The organism is Rubrivivax albus (genome assembly GCF_004016515.1).
Lineage (GTDB): Bacteria > Pseudomonadota > Gammaproteobacteria > Burkholderiales > Burkholderiaceae_C > Rubrivivax > Rubrivivax albus.
This window is the reverse complement of the sequence record NZ_SACT01000001.1, coordinates 44,086-63,721: the sequence shown is the minus strand read 5'-3', so window position 1 is coordinate 63,721 and position 19,636 is coordinate 44,086. Positions and strand designations below refer to the sequence as shown.

At 71.5% G+C, this 19,636-nt stretch carries 17 protein-coding genes and 1 pseudogene; 10 read left to right on the top strand and 8 right to left on the bottom strand.

What is annotated here, in order from left to right; translation table 11 throughout:
• Positions 1 to 4: 4 nt before the first annotated feature.
• From ENE75_RS00275 to ENE75_RS00265, 3 genes are read right to left on the bottom strand one after another with little or no spacing between them, the layout of a single operon-like run.
• Positions 5 to 1,321, bottom strand: a complete 1,317-nt coding sequence (locus ENE75_RS00275; protein ID WP_128194464.1) for an ABC transporter permease — start codon at positions 1,319 to 1,321, stop codon at positions 5 to 7.
• A complete protein-coding gene (locus ENE75_RS00270; protein ID WP_375138453.1) occupies positions 1,318 to 2,013 on the bottom strand; it encodes an ABC transporter ATP-binding protein in 696 nt (231 codons plus the stop codon). Before ENE75_RS00270 ends, ENE75_RS00275 begins: the two co-directional genes overlap by 4 nt.
• A 13-nt stretch (positions 2,014 to 2,026) precedes the next feature.
• Positions 2,027 to 3,286, bottom strand: a complete 1,260-nt coding sequence (locus ENE75_RS00265; RefSeq protein ID WP_128194463.1) for an efflux RND transporter periplasmic adaptor subunit — start codon at positions 3,284 to 3,286, stop codon at positions 2,027 to 2,029.
• Between the two features lie 143 nt (positions 3,287 to 3,429).
• Here ENE75_RS00265 and ENE75_RS00260 point away from each other — a divergent pair, with 143 nt between their 5' ends.
• On the top strand, positions 3,430 to 5,613 hold the full coding sequence (locus ENE75_RS00260) for a patatin-like phospholipase family protein (protein WP_128194462.1): 2,184 nt from the start codon (positions 3,430 to 3,432) through the stop codon (positions 5,611 to 5,613).
• Positions 5,614 to 5,620: 7 nt separating this feature from the next.
• Here ENE75_RS00260 and ENE75_RS00255 read toward each other — a convergent pair whose 3' ends face one another.
• Positions 5,621 to 6,052, bottom strand: a complete 432-nt coding sequence (locus tag ENE75_RS00255; protein WP_128194461.1) for a DUF1841 family protein — start codon at positions 6,050 to 6,052, stop codon at positions 5,621 to 5,623.
• A gap of 17 nt (positions 6,053 to 6,069) precedes the next feature.
• On the opposite strand from ENE75_RS00255, the gene ENE75_RS00250 reads away from it, so the two are divergent.
• A complete protein-coding gene (locus tag ENE75_RS00250) occupies positions 6,070 to 6,645 on the top strand; it encodes a malonic semialdehyde reductase (protein WP_128194460.1) in 576 nt (191 codons plus the stop codon).
• 53 nt (positions 6,646 to 6,698) lie between these two features.
• The gene (locus ENE75_RS00245) at positions 6,699 to 7,394 is read left to right on the top strand and encodes a sulfite exporter TauE/SafE family protein (RefSeq protein WP_128196643.1); all 696 of its coding nucleotides are present in this window, start codon (positions 6,699 to 6,701) and stop codon (positions 7,392 to 7,394) included.
• A gap of 21 nt (positions 7,395 to 7,415) precedes the next feature.
• Here the strand turns inward: ENE75_RS00245 and ydiK are convergent.
• A pseudogene (gene ydiK / locus ENE75_RS00240) lies at positions 7,416 to 8,462 on the bottom strand (AI-2E family transporter YdiK); the annotation flags it as partial.
• A 4-nt stretch (positions 8,463 to 8,466) separates the two neighbouring features.
• On the bottom strand, positions 8,467 to 9,009 hold the full coding sequence (locus tag ENE75_RS00235) for a DUF3299 domain-containing protein (protein WP_233258863.1): 543 nt from the start codon (positions 9,007 to 9,009) through the stop codon (positions 8,467 to 8,469).
• A 32-nt stretch (positions 9,010 to 9,041) separates the two neighbouring features.
• On the opposite strand from ENE75_RS00235, the gene ENE75_RS00230 reads away from it, so the two are divergent.
• The 4 genes from ENE75_RS00230 (at position 9,042) to ENE75_RS00215 (ending at position 13,693) form a co-directional block, all read left to right on the top strand.
• Complete coding sequence (locus tag ENE75_RS00230) at positions 9,042 to 9,968, top strand: 5'-nucleotidase (protein ID WP_128194458.1); 927 nt, start codon at positions 9,042 to 9,044, stop codon at positions 9,966 to 9,968.
• Positions 9,969 to 10,035: 67 nt separating this feature from the next.
• Complete coding sequence (locus tag ENE75_RS00225; RefSeq protein ID WP_128194457.1) at positions 10,036 to 10,779, top strand: PEP-CTERM sorting domain-containing protein; 744 nt, start codon at positions 10,036 to 10,038, stop codon at positions 10,777 to 10,779.
• Positions 10,780 to 10,787: 8 nt separating this feature from the next.
• On the top strand, positions 10,788 to 13,052 hold the full coding sequence (locus ENE75_RS00220) for an ExeM/NucH family extracellular endonuclease (protein ID WP_128194456.1): 2,265 nt from the start codon (positions 10,788 to 10,790) through the stop codon (positions 13,050 to 13,052).
• A 14-nt stretch (positions 13,053 to 13,066) separates the two neighbouring features.
• A complete protein-coding gene (locus tag ENE75_RS00215; RefSeq protein WP_128194455.1) occupies positions 13,067 to 13,693 on the top strand; it encodes a PEP-CTERM sorting domain-containing protein in 627 nt (208 codons plus the stop codon).
• Positions 13,694 to 13,703: 10 nt separating this feature from the next.
• On the opposite strand, the gene ENE75_RS00210 is transcribed toward ENE75_RS00215, so the two are convergent.
• Both ENE75_RS00210 and ENE75_RS00205 read right to left on the bottom strand, forming a co-directional pair.
• Entirely contained in the window at positions 13,704 to 14,939 is a 1,236-nt protein-coding gene (locus ENE75_RS00210; protein ID WP_233258862.1) for an esterase/lipase family protein, read from the bottom strand.
• A gap of 93 nt (positions 14,940 to 15,032) precedes the next feature.
• Complete coding sequence (locus tag ENE75_RS00205) at positions 15,033 to 15,743, bottom strand: Crp/Fnr family transcriptional regulator (protein ID WP_128194453.1); 711 nt, start codon at positions 15,741 to 15,743, stop codon at positions 15,033 to 15,035.
• A gap of 113 nt (positions 15,744 to 15,856) precedes the next feature.
• Between ENE75_RS00205 and ENE75_RS00200 the strand changes: the two genes are divergently transcribed.
• The 3 genes from ENE75_RS00200 to ENE75_RS00190 all read left to right on the top strand — a co-directional run bounded on the left by ENE75_RS00200 (position 15,857) and on the right by ENE75_RS00190 (position 19,628).
• Positions 15,857 to 17,809 (top strand): AMP-dependent synthetase/ligase, encoded by a 1,953-nt coding sequence (locus tag ENE75_RS00200; protein WP_128194452.1) that lies wholly within the window; start codon positions 15,857 to 15,859, stop codon positions 17,807 to 17,809.
• Positions 17,809 to 18,612 (top strand): ABC transporter ATP-binding protein, encoded by an 804-nt coding sequence (locus tag ENE75_RS00195; RefSeq protein ID WP_128194451.1) that lies wholly within the window; start codon positions 17,809 to 17,811, stop codon positions 18,610 to 18,612. The genes ENE75_RS00200 and ENE75_RS00195 overlap by 1 nt, the downstream gene beginning before the upstream one ends.
• An 86-nt stretch (positions 18,613 to 18,698) precedes the next feature.
• Positions 18,699 to 19,628: a branched-chain amino acid ABC transporter permease gene (locus tag ENE75_RS00190; RefSeq protein WP_128194450.1), complete on the top strand. Its 930-nt coding sequence runs from the start codon at positions 18,699 to 18,701 to the stop codon at positions 19,626 to 19,628.
• The last annotated feature ends 8 nt before the right edge of the window (positions 19,629 to 19,636 follow it).

The following is a 19,636-nucleotide window of genomic DNA, read 5'->3' as shown; positions in this document are numbered from 1 at the left end:
GCCCTCATTGCGACTTGAGCTGCAGCGCCGGCCGCACGCGCGCGGCGCGCCAGGTGGGCCACAGGCCGGCTAGCAGCGCGCCGGCGATGGACAGCGCCACCGTCAACGCCAGCATCGTCAGGTCCAACCGCGCCACGCGCGCCAGGTCACCGCTGCGCTGCGCGATCAGGGCCAGCAGCGCCAGCGTCAGGCCCAGGCCGAGCAGCGCCCCCGCGGCCCCCACAACGCCGGACTCCACCAGGAACTGCTGGAACACCTGCCGCCGCGACGCGCCCAGCGCGCGCCGCACGCCGATCTCGCCGGCGCGGGCGGCGAACTTGGCGCCCAGCAGCCCGAGCACGTTGACCAGGCAGGCCAGCAGGAAGGCCAGCGACAGCCCGGCCTGCAGCTTGGTGTCCTCGCTGACCACGCCGCGCGCGGCCAGCCAAGCGTCGAAGTCGTGCAGCACCGCATCCTCGGCACGCTGCAGCCGACCCTGCTGCCGCTGCTCGGCAACGTAGCCGCGCAGGTAGTCGCGGTAGGCCGCCACGTCGCCCGGCGTCAGTTCCACCCAATACTGCAGCCAGTTGCACTCGGCGCGCAGGAAGCCGTCCCAGCCGGGCTCGGCGTCGCCGGTGCAGTTGACCCAGCCGTTGTTCTCGTACGCATGCGCCACGGCCGTGCGCACCGGGATCCAGAAGTCCTCCGGCGCACCGGCCGGCGACGAGCCCACCAGGCGGTAGACCTTGGGCAGCGGGTGCCAGTCGCCGATGACGCCGACGACGCGGAACGGCCGGCCGCCCAGGTCGATCGTCTGCCCGACGGCATCGGTGCCGCCGAACAGGCGGCGGGCGAAGGCCCCGTCGAGCACGACCACCGACGCGCCCGCCTCGTCGTCGGCGGCCGACCAGGCCGTGCCGCGCGCCAGCGGCACCTCGAACATCGCGAAGAAGTCGGCAGTGGCCGCCATGCCGGTGGCGTAGACCGGCGCCACGCCCGGCCGTGGCGACGCGACCGTGCTGTCGATGGCGTACAGCGCAGTGCGCCGGCGGCCCTGGCCATCGGCCAGCAGGCGGTCGACGTCGATCCAGGTCAACTGCGGGTTGGCCTCGTCGCCGGCGTTGGGGTCGCTGAGCAGGCCGTTGTTGAAGTTGGGCACGTGCAGCAGCTGGCTGCGACCGGGCAGCGGGTTGGCCGACATCACGTGCAGCACCGTCAGGCTGGCCATGCTGGCGGCGATGCCCATGGCCAGGATCAGCACCGCCAGCGCGGTGAGGGCCGGGTTGCGGCGCAGGCTTTTCAAGCCCAGCCACAGGTGATGGCGCCAGAGGGCGGTGTTCATGCGTGGGCCCCTGCCAGCGCCAGCTCGGCCACCTGGCCGTCGACGATGTGGATGTTGCGCTGCGCGCGGCGCGCCAGGTCGGTGTCGTGCGTGACCATCACGATGGTGGTGCCGCTGGCGTTGATCTGCTCGAGCAGCTCCATCACGCTGCGCGCCATCTGCGTGTCCAGGTTGCCGGTGGGCTCGTCGGCCAGCAGCAGCCGCGGCCGGCCGGCCAGCGCGCGCGCGATGGCCACGCGCTGCTGCTGACCGCCCGACAGCTCGGCCGGATAGTGCCGCGCGCGCGACGCCAGCCCCACCTGCGCCAGCGCCTGCGCGATGCGTTCGCGACGTTCGGCCGCGGGCAGGCCGCGGTAGCGCAGCGGCACGTCCACGTTGTCCTCGACGTTCAGGTCAGGGATCAGGTTGAAGCCCTGGAAGATGAAGCCGATGGCGCGGTTGCGCAGCCGCGAGCGCGCGTCGTCGCCCAGGCGGCTCACGTCCTGCCCGTCGAGCAGGATCTGCCCGCCGCTGGGCTCCTCCAGCAGACCGGCGATGTTGAGGAAGGTGGTCTTGCCCGAACCCGACGGCCCGGTGACGGCGACGAATTCGCCCTCGTCCACGGTGACGTCGATGCCGCGCAGGGCATGCGTCTCGATGCGCTCGGTGCGGTAGACCTTGTCGAGGCGGATCAGCTGCAGCAGGGCGGGCATGGCGGGTCTCCTTCTAGGGGCGGATGCGCACGCGCGTGGCGCCGCGCGCGAAGTGTTCGGTGCCGGCGATGACGACGCGCTCGCCGGCCTGCAGGCCTTCGGCCACCTCCACGGCGGCCACGCCCAGGGCGCCCAGGCGGATGCGGCGCAGCTCGGCGTGCTCGCCGGCCAGCACCCAGGCGGCGTGGCCACCCTGGGCGTCGACGAACGGCCCGCGCGGCAGGGTCAGCACGCCGGGGCGCTGCTCGACGACGATGCGGCCGCTCAGGCGCTGGTTCTGTCGCAGCCCCGGCGGTTGGGCGCCATCGAAGCGCACGCGCAGCTGCACCTGGCCGGCTCGCACCTCCGGTGCGATGGCGACCAGGCGGCCGGCCACGTCGTCGGTGCCGATGCGCAGGGCCACCGGCAGGTCGGGCACGAGGTCGGCGGCGGCCGCCTCGGGCACCTGCAGTTCCACCTCCAGGCGCGACAGGTCCACCACCGTCATCAGCGGCGCGTTCGCCACCACCGCCGCGCGATCGGCCACGGTGATGCTGCCGATGCGGGCATCCACGGGCGACCGCAGGGCCAGCATGTCCAGTCGGCGGGCGAGTTCGTCCCGCAGCGCCCGCTGGCGCGCCACGCGCTGCTGCAGGCTGCGCCGTTCGAAGTCGCTCTCGGCCGCCACCAGCGCCACCCGGCGCGTGGCATGCGCGCTGCGCACGCGGCCGGCGTCCACCGCGTCGGCCAGGCGCAGGCAGTCCACCTGCGCCACGACGCCGGCGGCGCAGGCTTCGGCGCTCCGCTGGCGGTCGCGCTCGGCGGCGCGCAGGGCCAGCTGGGCCTCGTCGGCCTCGCGCTCGGCGGCCAGCTGCTGCTGGCGCGCGACGATGCCCTGGCGGCCGAGATCGGCCTCCAGCTGGCCCAGCGTGGCCGCCTCGCGGTCGTGCTCGGCCAGCAGCTCGGGCGATTCCAACCGCGCCAGCACCTGGCCGGCGCGCACCGTGTCGCCGGCCTGCGCGGCCAGCACGACGGTACCGGCGGCGGGCGCGTACAGCGTGGGGCTGCCGGCAGCCACCAGCCTGCCCTGGGCCTGCAAGTCGCGCACGATGTCGCCGCGCACGACCTCGGCGATACGCAGGCGGTCGGCCGGGATCGCCGGCTCGGCCCCGGCCCAGACCCACCAGGCCCCGGCGCCGGTCAGCAGCAGCACGGCCAGCGTGCCCACCCACGCGGCGCGCCTGCGCGGGTGGGGCGCCAGGCGGCGGTCGGTGGCGGCGGGCTCGTGGATCATGGGCCGGGGATTGCACGCTTCGTGCCACCGCCGCACCAGCCGCAAGTGCTTGATTCAGGGCCGATCCGGCGTGTGTGACCGCTGTCCGCGGCTGTCCGGCCCTGTCCGCCGGCGGACAGCGGACACGCCACAATGCGCCACCGATGAAGACCCTCCCCGCCCTGCTGTGCGGCCTGTGCCTGGCCACGGCCGCCATCTCGGCTGCCGCCGCCCCGCGGCCGAAGGTGGGGCTGGTGCTCGGCGGCGGCGGCGCGCGGGGCGCAGCGCACATCGGCGTGCTGGAGACGCTGGAGCGCCTGCAGGTGCCGGTGGACTGTGTGGCCGGCACCAGCTTCGGCGCCCTGGTGGCCGGCGCCTGGGCCGCCGGCATCACGCCAGCCGAGATGCGCCGCGCGATGGCCGGCGCCGACTGGAACGCGATGTTCCAGGACAACACCGACTACACCGAACTCGCCTTCCGCCAGAAGCAGCTGCAGCGGCGCTACCTGCCGGGCAGCGAGGCCGGCATCGGGCCCGACGGCATCACCTACCCGCCGGGCGCGGTGTCGGGCCAGCGCATCCAGCTCTTCATCAACCAGCTGGTGCGGGCGGACCGCGGCGAGCGCCGCATCGACGCGCTGAAGCTGCCGCTGTCCATCGTGGCCACCGACCTCGGCACCGGCGAGCGCGTGGTGTTCCGCGACGGCCCGCTGGCACCGGCCATGCGCGCGAGCATGGCGGTGCCGGGCCTGGTGGCGCCGCTGAGCCTGGACGGCCGCAAGCTGGTGGACGGCGGCCTGGTGGACAACCTGCCGGTGCGCGAGGTGCGCGAGCGCTGCGGCGCCGAGGTGGTGATCGCGGTCAACGTGGGCTCGCCGCTGCTGGTGGCCGACCAGATCGGCTCGCTGCTGTCGGTGTCGGCGCAGATGGTGGCGCTGCTGACCGAACAGAACGTGACCCGCTCGCTGGCCACGCTGGGCCCGCGGGACATCTACATCAAGCCGGTGCTCGACGGCATCACCGCAGCCGACTTCGCACGGTTCGCGACGTCCGCGCAGCGCGGTGCCGAAGCCGCAGACTTCATCGCCTATGCGCTGCAGCCGCTGGCGGTGGACGAGGCCGCGTGGCGGCCCTGGCTCTACGCGCTGCGCGGCGAGCGCGAGGACAGCGCGCCGGTGGACCTGGTGCGCATCGAGGGCCTGGCCCGCGTCGCACCCGAGACCGTGCAGCGCCATGTGACGCAGGCCACCGACACCCCGCTGGACACCGAGACGCTCAACCGCGACCTGCTGCGCGCCTACGGCGACGGCTGGTACGAGCAGGTGAACTACGCACTGGTCAGCACACACCGCCGCCAGGTGTTGCGCCTGCTGCCGGTGGAGAAGCCCTGGGGGCCGGACTACCTGCGCTTTGCGCTGAACCTGGACTCCACGCTGAACCAGGGTTCCACCTTCGGCCTGCGCGCGGCCTTGCACCGCACCTGGCTGAACCGGCTGGGGGGCGAACTTCTCGTCGGGGCGGAGATCGGCGGCCGCACGGCGCTGGACGCGCAGTGGTACCAGCCGCTGGAGCCGACGCAGCGCTGGTTCGCGCAGCTGGACGCCGGCATCTCCAGCGAGCCGCGCGACCTCTACGTGGACGAACGCCGCATCGCCCGCTTCGACGTCGAGCGCCGCACGCTGACGCTGAGCGCCGGCGTCGACCTGCGCAGCCTGGGCCAGCTGCGCCTGGGTCTGCAGGGCGTGGACGGCCGTGTGCACGAGGACGTGGGGCCGGAGCTCTTCGACCCGGCCCAGCTGCGCCGCCGCAGCAGCGGCACCCTGCTGGCGCTGGAGCTCGACCAGCTCAACCGGCTGTACTTCCCGACCGACGGCTGGGCGCTGCGCGCGCATTGGTTCCGCGACCATGGCGGCCAGTACACGCGCCTGAGCGCGGACCTGCGCGCCAACGTGTCGGTCGGTGCCTGGGTGTTCGGGGCCCGCGCGGCCTACACCGGCTCGACGCAAGGCGACCTGCCGCTGTTCGAGGCCGGCACGCTGGGCGGCTTCCTGAACCTGTCGGCCTACGCCACGGGGCAGCTCGTGGCGGACACGGTGCACTATGGGCACGTGCGCGCCGAGCGCATCGTGGGCCGCCTGCCGCTGGGCCTGCGCGGCGACATGCGGCTGGGGCTGGCGCTGGAAGGGGGGCGGCTGTCGAACCCCTACACGGTCTCGCTGGCGCCCGGCAACCTGACCTCGGTGACGCTGTACCTGGGCGGCGAGACGCCGTTCGGGCCGGTCTACATCGGCGTCGGCCATTCGGCGGCCGGCGCCAACAACGCCTACCTGTTCCTCGGCACGCCGTGAGGCCGGGTCAGGCGGTGGCCCGCCGGCGCACCGCCTCCAGGTAGGCCAGGCCGTCGGGCGGCAGGCCGCTGCGCTGGCTGGCCCAGATCATCTCGCCCAGGCACTCCATGACCTCGTGGTGCGCCGCGTGCAGCGAGTTGCGCCGCGCCGCCAGCAGTTCCACCGCCTGACGGATGCCGCGCGGCTGGTCGATGCTGCACTGCTCGGCGATGCTCAGGTGCATGGACAAGTGCAGGAAGGGGTTGGTGCGGCCCTCCTCCACCGTGTAGACGGCGGCCAGCGCGGCATCCACGTCGGCCAGGTCGTCGGCGTACTCCGGGTGCTCGACGATCCACTGGGCGGCCGCGGCCTCCATCGGCGTCATGACCTCGCCCTGGCGCTGCTTGGCGGCGGTGGCGCAGAAGAATCGGCGCACGTCCTCTTGGCTGGGGGCAAACATCCGACAATTGTCGGGCCATGCACACCACCACCGCCCAGCTCTTCACCGAAGCCCGCACCCCCGGCGGGTGGCTCGACACCCCGGTGTCCGACGACACCCTGCGCGCGCTCTACGACCTGCTCAAGTGGGGTCCGACGGCCGCGAACAGCACGCCGGCACGCTTCGTCTTCGTGCGCTCGCTCGAGGGCAAGGCGAAGCTGCTGAACTGCGTGTCGCCCGGCAACGCGCCACGCGTGCAGGCCGCGCCGGTCACCGCCATCGTCGGCATGGACCTGGCATTCTTCGAGCACCTGCCGACGCTCTACCCGCAGACGGACGCCCGCAGCTGGTACGCCGGCAAGGACGCTGCGATCCAGGACACGGCCTTCCGCAACAGCAGCCTGCAGGGCGGCTACCTGATCCTGGCCGCCCGCGCGCTGGGCCTGGACTGCGGGCCGATGAGCGGCTTCGACGCGGCCAAGGTGGATGCCGCCTTCTTCGCCGGCACGGCGGTGAAGAGCAACTTCATCTGCACGCTGGGCCACGCCGACCCGGCGCAGGCGCGGCCGCGCAACCCGCGGCTGCCCTTCGAGACCGCCTGCGAGTTGGCCTGAGCCTCCTCACCGACCCCGGCTTCTACGCCGTCGCGGTGCCGGCGGTGCTGCTGATGGGCATGTCCAAGAGCGGCTTCGGCGCCGGCTTCGGCGCGCTGGCCGTGCCGCTGATGGCGCTGGCCATGCCGGTGCCGCAGGCCGCGGCCATCATGCTGCCGCTGCTGGCGGTGATGGACGGCCTGGGCCTGGCGGCGCTGTGGCGCGAACGCGACCGCGCGCTGATCCGCCTGCTGCTGCCCGCCGGGCTGGTGGGCACGGTGCTGGGCACGGTGCTGTTCGGCTGGCTGTCGGCGCACGTGGTCGCCGGACTCGTCGGCGCGCTGACGCTGGGCTTCCTGGCCATCCGCCGCTTCTTCCCGCCGCGGCGCGATGCACCGCCGCCGCCGCGCTGGCTGGGCTGGCTGCTGGGCATGACCTCGGGCTTCACCAGCTTCGTGGCCCACGCCGGCAGCCCGCCGATCGGCTTCTACGTGATGCCGATGCGGCTGTCGCCGGTGGTCTTCACCGCGACGATGGCGGTGTTCTTCGCCGCCATCAACGCATCGAAGTGGGTGCCCTACTGGTGGCTGGGGCTGATCGACACGACCAACCTGCTGGCCTCAGCCGTGCTGCTGCCCCTGGCCCCGTTGGGCGTCTGGCTCGGCGTGCGCATCGTGCGCATCATCCCGCCGCGGCTGTTCTACGGCCTGTTCGAGCTCGGCATGCTGTTCACCGGGCTCAAGCTGCTGTGGGACGGCGTCCAGGGCTAGCACGTCCTCGTCGCCGATCCAGGCCGCCAGCAGCGTCCAGGCCACGGCCAGCACCACCGGGCCGACGAAGATGCCCACCAGGCCGAAGGCGAACAGGCCGCCGATGACGCCGGCCAGGATCAGCAGCATCGGCAGGTCCGCGCCCAGGCGGATCAGCACCGGGCGGATCACGTTGTCGATGGTGCCCACCACCACCGAGGCCACCAGCAGCACGACGGCCCAGGTGGTGTCGCCCTGCCAGAACAGCCAGCCCACCGCGGCCAGCAGCACCGGCAGCGGGCCCACCTGGGCCAGGCACAGCATCAGCATCACGGCCGTCAGCAGCCCGGCCAGCGGCACGCCGGCGATCTTGAGCGCCAGCCCGCCGAGCACCGACTGCACCAGCGCCGTCACGCCCACGCCCAGCGCCACGCCGCGGATGGCGTCACCGGCCAGTTCCACCACATGCCGCCCGCGCACCCCGCCCAGGCGTTCGCCGATGCGCAGCACCGTGGCCGCCCAGGCCTCGCCGCCCTGGTACATCACCGCGGCGATGGCCACCGTGCCCAGGAACTGCACGATCAGGTAGCCCAGGCTGCCGACCTCGCTGACGAACCAGCGCGTCAGGTTGCCGGCATACGGCGCCACGCGCTCGAGCAGGCCGTCGATGCCGGCGGCCACCAGGCTCTGCCACAGCTCCACCAGCGTCGGGCCCAGCACCGGCAGCGTGGCCAGCCAGGCGGGCGGTTCGGCCATGCGGAACGAGGCCGCCAGCTTGGCCCATTCGACGATGCGGTCCACGTTGCCGACGATGGTGACGATGGCCACCACCAGCGGCACCACGAACAGCAGCAGCAGCGCCAGCGACATCACCGTCGTGGCCAGCCAGCGCCGGCCGCCGGCCACGGCTTCCACGCGGCGCATCAGCGGCCAGGTGGCGATGACGACCATGGCCGCCCAGATGGCCGGGCCGACGAAGGGGCGCAGCACCCACAGCGCGCTGACGATCAGCGCAGCCAGCGCCAGCACGCCCAGCGTGGTCTGGGCCAGGGCCAGGCGCGATGCGCCGGAGCTGTCTTCCGCAGCCATGGCCTCAGCGCCGCTCGACGTAGGGCTCCACGCCCACCGCATCGAGCCGGTAGCCGCTGGTGCCCATGCTGGAGGCAGCGCGCTCGATCCTCAGCTTGCCGCGCACCCAGACGGCTTCCATCGTGCGCGACTTGACGGGCGTCTTCGCGTGCACGTGCACGATCTGGTTGGCAGGCGGCGGCGGGGTGTGGATGCAGGCGCCGAAGTAGGGCACGAGCAGGAACGACGTCAGCCCCGCCGGCGTCTCGTCCAGCGGCACCACGAAGCCCGGCAGGCGCACGGCGCGGCCGTCCATGGCGGGCACGGTGGGGGCCTTGTCCCAGATCTCGCGCAGCTTCTCCAGCATGGCCTGGGCCTTGGGGTCGGCGTCGTTCAGGCCGCTGCCCTCCGGCGCACCCAGGCCCATGCCCTGGAGGTCCTTCAGCGGGTCCCAGTCCTTGGGCACGAGCTCTTCCCACTTGAGCTCGCGGAACTCGGCCGCGCGGGCGGGCAGGGCCGCCGCTGCAGAGGCAGCGGCCAGGCCCAGGAGCAGGTGTCGGCGTTGCATGCGAGGCATTGTGCCGCGCCTATGATGGTCCCATGCCCACCTCGCTCGAAGGCCGGTTCGTCGTCGCGATCTCCTCGCGTGCGCTGTTCGACTTCGAGGAGGAGAACCGCCTGTTCGAGGCCACCGACGACCGCGCCTACATGCAGCTGCAGCTGCAGCGGCTGGACCAGCCGGCGCCGCCGGGCGTGGCGTTTTCGCTGGTGCACAAGCTGCTGGCGTTCAACCGTGCCGATCCCGATGTGCCGCGGGTCGAGGTGGTGATCCTGTCGCGCAACGACCCGGTCTCGGGCATGCGCGTGTTCCGCTCGGCCCAGCACTACGGCCTGCCGATCGAGCGCGGCGTGTTCACCCGCGGCCAGAGCCCGTGGCGTTACCTGAAGCCGCTGGCCGCGCACCTGTTCCTGTCGGCCAACGAGGCCGATGTGCGGGGGGCGCTCACGGCCGGCGTGCCGGCGGCGCGCGTGGCCACGCACGCGGTGCGCGCGTCCGACGCCCACCCCGACGAACTGCGCATTGCCTTCGACGGCGACGCGGTGCTGTTCTCCGACGAGGCCGAGCGCGTCTTCCAGCAGGGCGGGCTGCCGGCCTTCCAGGACCACGAGCGCACACGCGTGGACACGCCGCTGGCGCCCGGCCCCTTCAAGCCGCTGCTCGAGGCCCTGCACAGGCTGCAGCAGTCACCGGCGCCGAACATGCGCGTGCGCACGGCGCTGGTCACCGCGCGCAGCGCACCGGCGCACGAACGCGCCATCCGCACGCTGATGAACTGGCAGGTCGACGTGGACGAGGCGCTGTTCCTCGGCGGCCTGGCCAAGGGCCCGTTCTTGCGCGAGTTCGAGCCCGACTTCTTCTTCGACGACCAGACGGGCCACGTGGAAAGCGCCGCCGGCCACGTGCCTGCCGGGCACGTGGCCGCTGGTATCGCGAACGAGGCCAACCCCTGCGAACAGGGGGGGTAGGCCAGCCGACGTCACGAGGCTTTCATCGCGCCGCCGGAGCATGGGTTCTCCATCAAGGAGGATTCCCATGTTCAAGTCCATCGCCGCGGCGGCCGTGCTGGCCGCTACCGCCATCGCCCCCGCGTCCAGCGCCCATGCGCTCACCATGGGCGACATTGCCTTCACTGGCTTCAACGCCGACCAGGACAACTGGTCCGTCGTGGCCCTGGCGGACATCGCGCCCGGCACCGAGATCTACTTCAGTGACAACGAGTGGAACGGCACGGCCTTCAACGACACCAACGAACACACCATGCTGTGGAACTCCGGCGCGGCAACCATCGCGGCCGGCACGGTGGTGCTCTTCACCGAGATCAGCTCCAGCAACTTCGGCGTCTCCGTCGGCAACCTCAGCCTGGCATCCGGAGGCGGTAGCAACTTTGGCCTCTCGGCCAGCGACGAGACGCTCTACGCCTACCTGGGCACCGACGCCGTCACGCCCACCCTGTTCCTGGCCGGCTTCAGCACTGAAAGCGGCACCGGCAACCTGACGGCGGCAGGGCTCACCCTGGGAGCCACTGCTGTCCAGGTGACCAACAGCGCGGACTATGCGGAGTACGTCGGGCCACGTTTGGGCCAGGCCACCTTCGGCGCCTACGCCATGCTGGTGAACGACGCCTCCTCGTGGAACGTGCTGGTGGGCGGCGACCAGAGTGCACTGGTGCCTGACACCACGGCCTTCAGCGTCACCGCCGTGCCCGAACCCGGCACCTACGCCATGCTGCTGTCGGGCCTGCTGGCGATCGGCACCTTCGTGCGCCGCAAGGGCTGAACAGCGCCATGCGTCTGCTGCACTCGATCGCCGCCGCTGCGCTGGCGGCCTGCTGCTTGCCCGCCTGGGCCCAGGCCAGCGTCACGATCCCGGCCCTGCAGGGGTCGGGGCTCGTCAGCCCGCTGGCCGGCCAGCGCGTGACCACCGAGGGCGTGGTCACACACGTGGTCAACAACGGCTTCTTCCTGCAGGACCCGGTGGGCGACGGCGACCCGGCCACGTCCGACGGCGTCTTCGTCTTCACGTCCAGCGCGCCGACGGTGAACGTGGGCGATGTCGTGCGCCTGACCGGCACGGTGACCGAGTTCGACGTCTCGGGCAGCACCGCCAACCCGGCGGCCGAGGCACGCCCGCTGACCGAGCTCACCAGCATCAGCGGCCTGACCGTGCTCGGCAGCGGCAGCGTGGCACCGACCGTGGTGACCCTGCCGGTGCCCGAGGCCGACGGCCTGGAACGCTACGAGGGCATGCTGGTCACGCTGCGCGGGCCGCAGGGTGACCCGCTGACGGTGCAGCAGAACTTCTTCCAGGGCCGCTACGGCCAGCTCACGGTGGCCGCGGGCGGGCGGCGCGAGACACCGACCAATGCGCATCGCCCCGGCACACCGGAGGCGCTGGCACTGGCCAGCCTGAACGCGCGCAGCACGCTGCTGCTGGACGACAACAGCAGCCGTCAGAACCCCGTGCCCACGCCCTACCTGGACCCGACCAGCGGTGTGGCACGTGCCGGTGACACGGTCGCATCACTGACCGGCACCATCGACTTCGGCCTGGCCACCAACAGCAGTGCGGGCATCGTGGCCTACCGGCTGCAGCCCACGATGGTGCCGGCCTTCACCGCCAGCAACCCACGCCCTGCCTCGCCCCCGGCCGTGGGCGGCAACCTGAAGCTCGCAGCCTTCAACGTGCTGAACTACTTCACCACGTTCACCAACGGCAGCGACGCCTTCGGCAACAGTGGCCAGACCTGCACCCAAGGCGGCAGCACGCCGTCGGCCAGCCTGTGCCGCGGCGCCAGCAACGCCACCGAGTTCGAACGCCAGCGCACGAAGATCGTCGCCGCACTCGCCGCCATCGACGCCGACGTGATCGGGCTGATGGAGATCCAGAACAACGGCGACATCGCGGCACAGCACCTCGCCGACGCGCTCAACGCCGTCACCGGTGCCGGCACCTGGGCGGTGGCCGGCGGCGCGGTCAGCGGTGGCGGCACGGGCACCGACGCCATCCGCACCGCGATGCTCTACAAGCCGGGCCGGCTAGCGCGCGTGGGTGCGGCCGTCAGCGACGCCGACCCGGTGCACAACCGCCCGCCGCTGGCACAGACCTTCGAGGCGGCCAACGGCGAGCGCTTCACGGTCATCGTCAACCACTTCAAGTCCAAGGGTTGCGGCGACGCGACGGGCCCCGACCTGGACCAGACCGACGGCCAGGGCTGCTACAACGCGCAGCGCACGGCGCAGGCCCACGCGCTGGCCGGCTTTGCCGCCAGCCTGACGTCCGGGGGCGGCCGCGTGCTGATCACCGGCGACCTCAACGCCTACGGGCAGGAGGACCCGATCACCACGCTGGCCGCTGCCGGCTACGCCGACCAGTTGTTGCGCTTCGGTGCGGCGGGGGCGCCGGTGTACTCCTATGTCTTCGACGGCGCAGCAGGGCGGCTGGACCACGCGCTGGCCAGTGCACCGCTGGCCGTGCTGGTGACCGGTGCGACGACCTGGGCCATCAACGCCGATGAGGCGTCGCTGCGCGATTACAACCAGGAGTTCAAGGCCCCCAACCTGTGTTCAGGCGCGCCCTGCCCGGCCGACCCGTACGCGCCGGACGTTTACCGGGCCTCCGACCACGACCCGGTGATCGTGGGCCTGGCGCTGTACAAGCCCGTGGCGGGCGACGCCGGGCGCAACGTGCTGATGGGCAGCACCGGCGACGACCTGATCACGGGCTTCGCCGGCGCCGACCGCCTCACGGGCGGCACCGGAGGCGACCTGTTCGCCTACACGTCGATGCGCGATGCGGGTGACGTGGTGACCGACTTCATCCCGGGCGAGGACCGCATCGACCTGCGCGCCCTGCTGGCGCCCACCGGCTACGCCGGCGAGGACGCGGTGGCCGACGGTGTCGTACGCTTCCGGCCGGCGCTGGGCGGCAGCACGCGGGTCGAGGTCGACCTCGACGGCCCGTCCGGCGGCGGCGCCTTTCGCGCCCTGCTGACGCTGCGCGGCGTGAGCCCGGTGGCGCTGGACGGCCGCCGCGACCTGCTCGTGAAGTGATGCGGAGCCCGACGATGAAACATCTCCTGACCCTGGCCGCGCTGGCCTTGCCCGTCGGCGCGGCACACGCCGGCTGGTCCACTGCCGGCGACGTGCTCGACAGCGGCACCACGCTGACCCTGACCACCGCCTGGCTGGCACCCGGTGACCCGGATGCGCCGTTCAACCTCAGCGGCTCGTCGGCGGTGGACATCGCGCTCGTCGAGGCCGCCGCCGGCGTGCCCGCCTACGCGCTGGATCGGGGCGAGGACGCGGCCACCGAAGGCTCGGTGGCCTGGCAGTCGCTGGCCGTCGCCGCAGGCGACACGCTGCGCTTCGAGTGGACCTTCGACAGCGTGGACGACACGTTTGCCGACCACGCCTTCGCGGTGCTCGATGGCCAGGTGTTCACACTGGCTACCGGTCCGGCCGCCAGCGCGGGCGCTTTCAGCCGCGTCTTCGACGGGGCGGCCACGGTGTCGTTCGCCGTCGGCGTGGTCGACCTGGCGGACGTGCTTGGCGTGTCGACGCTGATGGTCTCCGACCTGGCGCTCACGCCAGCGGTGCCCGAACCGGGCGGCCTGGCGCTGATGCTTGTTGGCGGCGGCGCGTTGTGGGTGCGGCGGCGCCTGGCCGCGACACGGTCGGCGCAGCACGGCTGAACGGGACCGGTCAGCGCAGCCAGGCCTGCAGCTGTGCCGCCACGTCGGCGCGGCTGAGCAGGTCGAAGTGGTTGGCGCCGGTGATGATCATGCGCCGGTCCGGGCGGAACCTCAGCCGCAAGGCCGTGTCGGCGTGCTCGCCGAGGGCACTGGCCAGTGGCACCAGGCCGTCGCCGATGAGGGCGTCGTGCAGCCCGCGCCGCGGCGCGACGGCGCGGGCCGTGGTGGCGGCCACCACATGGCAGGCCACGCCACGCGGCAGGGGCGTGGGGCGACGGTCGTCGTGCGTCTGGTCATGGCGGTGGCGGTGCTGCCCGTCCGCCGCCTGCACGTTGCCGTAGCGCAGGTCGGTGATGCCGGCGCTGCGCACCTGGCCCAGCCGGGCCAGCGGTGCGGCGTAGGGCGAGACACCCAGCGCCGCGTCCACCAGACGCCCGCCACGCTCCAGTACCGCCCCATGGTGCGGCGTGCCCAGGAAGACCAGGCGCGACAGCCGTCGGCGCCACGGCCGCCGGCCGGCGCCGTGGCAGGCACTGCGTGCCACCAGGCCGCCCATGCTGTGGCCGACGATCATCAACTCGTCCACCGGCACCGGCCAGTTCGTCACCAGGTCGTCCAGCGCCGCCCTGAAGTCCTGGCCGTTCTGGGACACATGGCGGCCGCTGTTGTAGTGCAAGTAGACGGGCGTGACGCCCAGCGCCTGCGCCAGCACCTGCCCATGGTCGTGCCCGCGGCGATGCCACTGCCCGTCGTGCATGGCCAGGCCGTGAACCAGCACCAGCACGCGCCGGGATGGCGTGGCCGCCGTCGTCGCCAGGGCGTCGCGCCAAGGCCGCCCGCCGATGCGCAGCCGCATCGGGATGGCCAGCGGGTTGCCGGAGTCGGCCAGGTGATCGCCGACCACGCCATTGAGTGCGGCCACGAAGGCCTCGCGCCGCGGGCCCGTGGCCGCCAGCCCGCCGGGCAGCACGCGCAACAGCCCGTCCAGGCCGGCGCCCACGACGCGGGTGGTGCCGCGCACCGCGCCGTAGACGAAGCCGGTGATGCCGCCGGTGCGGCCTGCCGGGCGCTGACCCAGCGGGTGCGGACGCGACAGCACCGTGTGGTGCATGGCCTCCACGATGTGGGTGACGCCGAGCACGGCCTGCACGCCCAGCCGCGACAGGCCGCGCAGGTCGGCCGGACGCAGCGGCAAGCCGCGCATCAACCGCGCTCCGGGCCGCTCTGAAGGTGGTGGCAGGTTCATGAGGTCACTCTGGGCCCGCTGGTGCCCCGCGGCAAGCGCTGCTTTAGGGTGCGCTCCCTTCTTGCGGGAGGGCGCACCCGGCCGGGCGAGTGCTCAGGTGCGGTAGCCGCGCAGGCCCTCGAGGTCCAGCACCCGCACGCCACCGTACTCCACGGCGATGACGCCGGCCGCCTGCAACGCACGCAGCGCCTCGTTGACACGCTGGCGCGACAGGCCCACCAGGTAGCCCAGCTCCTGCTGCGTGATGCGCAGCAGCGTGCCCACGCCCGGGTACAGCACCGGGTGGAACAGTGCCGCCAGGCTGCGCGCCACGCGCTCGTCGGGGTGCGTGAGTCGGTCGATCTCGCGGGCCGCGATGAATTGGCCCAACCGCTCGTTGAGCTGGTTCATCACGAAGCGGTTGAAGCCGATGCTGTGGTCCAGCAGCCAGTCGAAGGTCCGCACCGTGATGCCCGCCACCAGGCTGCTGCGAAGCGCCTGGATGTTGTAGCGGTAGTGCTCGTGCTTGAGCACCGTGCCTTCGCCGAACCAGCCACCGGGCGGCACGCCGGTGAAGGTCATGGCCTGGCCGCTGGCGCTGTCGTTGCTCATCTTCAGCAGGCCGTCGACCAGCCCCAGCCAATGCGCAGCCGGGCGGCCGACGCGGCAGATCACCTCGCCGGGTTCGGCGCGCACCACGCGCAGGTCGTCCACCGCCCGCACCCGCTCGGCCGGTGCCAGCGTGGCCAGCCAGGGAATGCCGGCCAGTTCGGCGTCGGTGGCTGCGCGCGAACGGGTGATGAGCGGCGTGGCGGCGGCGGTCACGGTGGAGGGCGCGGGTTAAACCTGACAGGGGCTTCCCGGAAATTGTCGTCAGAACGACAACAAGACGTCAAAGGGCTTTCCAGAATGCACGTGTTCCCCTGGAGGGCCGCGCCTTGACCGTCACCACCACCTTTCCGCAACAGCTGCTGCGCCATGCCGCCGACCGGCCGCAGGCCCCGGCGCTGCGCATCAAGGAGTTCGGCATCTGGCAGACCACCAGCTGGCAGGCGCTGGCGGTGATGGTGCGCGAGATGGCCGGCGGCCTGGCCGAGGCCGGGCTGCAGCGCGGGGAGCACGTGGTGGTCATCGGCGAGAACCGGCCCCGACTGTACGCCGCGATGCTGGCCACGCAGGCGCTGGGCGGCATCCCGGTGCCGCTGTACCAGGACGCTGTGGCGGCCGAGTTCGTGTTCCCGATCCAGAACGCCGAGGTGCGCTTCGCGATCGTGGAGGACCAGGAGCAGGTGGACAAGCTGCTGGAGATCCGCGCCGAGAACCCGCAGGTCACGCGCATCTGGTACGACGAGCCGCGCGGCCTGCGCAAGTACGACGAGCCGGGTCTGGCGTCGCTGGATGCCCTGCAGGACGTCGGGCGGGCCTGGAACACGGCGCACCCCGGCCAGGTCGACGCCGAGATCGCCAAGGGCCAGCCGGCCGACGTGGCCGCGATGTTCTTCACCAGCGGCACCACCGGCAAGCCCAAGGGCGTGGTGCACACCCACGCCACGCTGGCCGACCGCGCCGCCGCCGGCGCGCGTTTCGACAAGCTCACGGCCGACGAGGACATCCTGGCCTACCTGCCGCCGGCCTGGATCGGGCAGAACATCTTCAGCTACGCGCAGTGGCTGGCCTGCGGCTACACCGTCAACTGTCCGGAGAACGCGGCCACGGTGATGATCGACCTCAAGGAGGTCGGCCCCACCTACTACTTCGCGCCGCCGCGCGTGTTCGAGGGCCTGCTGACCAGCGTGATGATCCGCATGGAGGACGCCGGTGCCCTGAAGCGCTGGATGTTCCAGAAGGGCATGGAGCTGGCCCGCCGCGTGGGCCCGGACATCATGGACGGCAAGCCGGTGGGAGGCCTGGACAAGCTGAAGTACGCACTGGGCAACCTCTTCGTCTACGGCCCGCTGCGCAACACGCTGGGCCTGAGCCGCGTGCGCGTGGCCTACACCGCCGGCGAGGCCATCGGGCCCGACCTGTTCACCTTCTACCGCTCCATCGGCATCAACCTCAAGCAGCTGTACGGCAGCACCGAGACCGCGGTCTTCGTCTGCCTGCAACCTGACCACGAGGCCAAGGCCGACACCGTGGGCGTGCCGATCGAGGGCGTGGAGATCAAGCTCGCGGACAACGGCGAGATCCTGGTCAAGAGCCCGGGCCTGCTGCGCGAGTACTACAAGAACCCCGAGGCCACGGCCGAGGTGCTGACCAACGACGGCTGGTACCACACCGGCGACGCCGGCTTCCTGGACGCCGGCGGCCACCTGAAGATCATCGACCGTGCCAAGGACGTGGGCCGCCTGCAGGGCGGGCCGCACGACGGGGCGATGTTCGCGCCCAAGTACGTGGAGAACAAGCTGAAGTTCTTCCCCTTCATCAAGGAGGCGGTGGCCTTCGGCGACCGGCGCGAGAAGGCCTGCGCCTTCATCAACATCGACGTCGAGGCGGTGGGCAACTGGGCCGAGAAGCGCAACCTGCCCTACGCCGGCTACACCGACCTGGCCCAGAAGCCCGAGGTCTACACGCTGATCCAGGAGTGCGTGGAGAAGGTCAACGCCGACCTGGCGCAGGACGAGAAGCTCGCCGGCAGCCAGGTCAGCCGCTTCCTGATCCTGCACAAGGAGCTCGACGCAGACGACGGCGAACTCACCCGCACGCGCAAGGTGCGCCGCGGCTACATCGGCGAGCGCTACCAGGTGCTGGTGGACGCGCTGTACGGCGGCAAGGCCGAGCAGTACGTGGAGACCCAGGTCAAGTTCGAGGACGGACGCACCGGCATGGTCAGCGCGACGCTGAAGATCGCCGATGCCAAGACCTTCCCCGCCGTGAAGAGGGCTGCCTGATGGCTGCGTCGAGCGACAAGAACATCGGGGACGTGATCCTCGACGTCAAGAACATCTCGCTGGCCTTCGGCGGCGTGAAGGCGCTGACCGACATCAGCTTCGACGTGCGCGAGCACGAGGTGCGCGCCATCATCGGCCCCAACGGCGCCGGCAAGAGCAGCATGCTCAACTGCATCAACGGCGTCTACACGCCGCAGCAGGGCAGCATCAGCTTCCGCGGCCAGACCTTCAGCCACATGAACAGCCGCCAGGTGGCGGAGATGGGCATCGGCCGCACCTTCCAGAACCTGGCCCTGTTCAAGGGCATGAGCGTGCTGGACAACATCATGAGCGGGCGCAACCTGCGCATGAAGACCAACCTCTTCCAGCAGGCCTTCCGCAACCCCTGGTTCGGCGCGGCGGAGCGTGAGGAGATCGCGCACCGCGCCTTCGTCGAGAACATCATCGACTTCCTGGAGATCCAGGCCTACCGCAAGACGCCGGTGGGCCGCCTGCCCTATGGCCTGCAGAAGCGCGTGGACCTGGGCCGCGCGCTGGCGATGGAGCCGCAGGTGCTGCTGCTCGACGAACCGATGGCCGGCATGAACGTGGAGGAGAAGCAGGACATGAGCCGCTTCATCCTCGACGTCAACGACGAGTTCGGCACCACCATCGTCCTCATCGAGCACGACATGGGCGTGGTGATGGACATCTCCGACCGCGTCGTCGTGCTGGACTACGGCAAGAAGATCGGTGACGGCACCCCGGACGAGGTGCGCAACAACGAGGACGTGATCACCGCGTACCTCGGCACCTCACATTGAGGCAGACATGAGACCCTCACGCTCACTTCGTTCGCTGCCCCCCATGGGGGCTGTCAGCACCTTCGGAACGGCCGGGCGGAGCTGACATGGGCTTCTTCCTCGAAACACTCATCGGCGGCCTGATGTCGGGCATGCTGTACTCGCTGGTGGCCCTGGGCTTCGTGCTCATCTTCAAGGCCAGCGGTGTCTTCAACTTCGCGCAGGGCGCGATGGTGCTGTTCGCGGCGCTGGCGATGGCGCGCTTCGCCGAATGGATTCCGCAGTGGCTGGGCTTCGAGAGCCTGTTGCTGGCCAACATCCTGGCCTTCTTCGCTGCGATGGCGGTGATGGTGGCCACGGCCTGGGTGATCGAGAAGCTGGTGCTGGGCCGCCTGGTCAACCAGGAGGGCATCACCTTGCTGATGGCCACGCTGGGCATCACCTACTTCCTTGACGGCTTCGGCCAGACGATCTTCGGCAGCGACATCTACAAGATCGACGTCGGCCTGCCCAAGGAGCCGATGTTCATCCTCGAGAACGTGTTCGAGGGCGGTGTGCTGCTGAGCCAGGAAGAACTCTATGCCGCGCTGATCGCCGCAGCGCTGGTGGCGCTGCTGAGCCTGTTTTTTCAGAAGACCGGCACCGGCCGCGCGCTGCGGGCCGTGGCCGACGATCACCAGGCCGCACAGTCCATCGGCATCCCGCTCAACCGCATCTGGGTCATCGTGTGGAGCGTGGCCGGCTTCGTGGCCCTGGTGGCCGGGATCATCTGGGGCAGCAAGCTGGGCGTGCAGTTCTCGCTGAGCCTGGTGGCCTTGAAGGCGCTGCCGGTGGTCATCCTGGGTGGCCTCACCAGCGTGCCCGGCGCCATCATCGGCGGGCTGATCATCGGCGTCGGCGAAAAGCTCTCGGAGATCTACCTCGGCCCGATGCTCGGCGGTGGCATCGAGATCTGGTTTGCCTATGTGCTGGCCCTCGTCTTCCTGCTCGTGCGGCCGCAGGGCCTGTTCGGCGAGAAGATCATCGACCGCGTCTGAGCCCGAAG